General features: G+C 44.7%; 3 protein-coding genes. All 3 read left to right on the forward strand.

The window, feature by feature from the left end:
• Nucleotides 1-192: hypothetical protein (locus tag U9Q18_04175; GenBank protein ID MEA3313553.1), on the forward strand; the 192-nt coding region annotated here is incomplete at its 5' end.
• Between the two features lie 8 nt (nt 193-200).
• Nucleotides 201-1019 (forward strand): hypothetical protein, encoded by an 819-nt coding sequence (locus U9Q18_04180; protein MEA3313554.1) that lies wholly within the window; start codon nt 201-203, stop codon nt 1017-1019.
• 2 nt (nt 1020-1021) lie between these two features.
• Nucleotides 1022-1530 (forward strand): hypothetical protein (locus tag U9Q18_04185; protein ID MEA3313555.1); only part of this gene is annotated, 509 nt, incomplete at its 3' end.

A 1530-nucleotide genomic window follows, 5' to 3' on the forward strand; every position in this document is an offset into this window, starting at 1 on the left:
AACGAAGCAGAGACATGTGCAATGCTTGATGTTAATGTTGGAGCATCTTCAACTGTCATCCTAGAAGGCGACAAGATTCCTTCGTCTTTGCAGTTCAAGTATGGCGTAGCCGGCTACAGCACAAATGGCACTTCTTCTGACCTGCGCGTATACATAGAAGGAACGGAACACTTCATATCAACGACTAGCTAAACGTAAGCATGAGAGAGCACACTCCGCCTGAAGGTATCGTAGATTACGGTACACGCATAGACGAACTTATCATTCGTCAAATTGCTCAAAACGAATCGATGATAAGTCAAAACGAATCCATAAAGCAGATCTTATCATCGATACTTGCATCTTCTGGTACTCAACCAGGCGAAATGCCTCCACTAATAATAACGTATCCAGAAGACGGAGGCACGAAAGAACTCTCTGCAGGAATATCAAGATTCGACTTCTACGAAGGAAAAGTGAATCTTCCAACAGGTTTACGTGAAGACCTCTCCGATTCCCTCGTTGAACACGAATTTACTCACTGTCATAGTATCGCTATCAACGCTGAACTTCCCGTAACGATAAGAATAGAAGACGGTGGTGCGTTCACCACGAATGCAGGAATCCCATTCGTTCTTCCAAATATAAAGTTCAAACACATATCCATATCAACGACCCGAAAAACAAACGTTGCGATATTTGCATCAACGTCACCGAAAGCTCTATATTTAGAACCAGACTCATTCTGTCCTGGTAATCCGTTCGTACATCAAGGAACTGTTGCAACAGCAGGCACGCCCAATACCGAGGAGGTTTACGCAGCTCTTGGCAAGAACGGTAGGAAAGGATCATTGAGACACATAGACAAAACAGGCATACTATATGTCAAGCTATCGTGTGACGGCATCACGTTCACTGACATCATACCGCTTGAACCGGGAGATGTGTTGGAATTTGACAGGGACGACCTGCACACACTCATGGTAGACACTGACATAGGTGGCACGGAGTATATCTTAATAATACAATCGGGGGCATAAAAATGAAGCTGATCCCAAACATCACGACAGACAACTCCGGCAGAATTAAAACCAACGTACAAGCCCTTGTTGGCTTCGATATTCCGATCCTAATCCATGAAACGTTTGACATACCCGTTACTGGCTGGACGACGACAGGAAATGCTGGGGACTATTGGGCTGGCAGAGCCAGAGACGCCGCATATTTTGAGTCATTTGGATACAGAATGAAAACCCGCACTACTGCACCAGCAGCAGATGATTGGGTACAAGTTACAAAAGAGTTCGCAATTTCCACGTTGCCGGAGATAATTGTAAGTGCATTTTTCCGAATTTTTAATCCTGCGTCGGAGTTCAAAGAATTTACGATGATGGCAAGAAACCAGGTGTCGGGGTATCTTGGAGTAGCAGGAATAAAGTACGTTCCTGCTGATAGCAAATGGTACTACCTGGATATGTTGGGCGGATACACTGAATTCCTTGCTGATTCTGACGTCTGTGAAAATCACTGGCACCACGCATCGATTATTAG

Source organism: Caldisericota bacterium (assembly GCA_034717215.1).
Classification (GTDB): Bacteria; Caldisericota; Caldisericia; order Caldisericales; family Caldisericaceae; genus UBA646.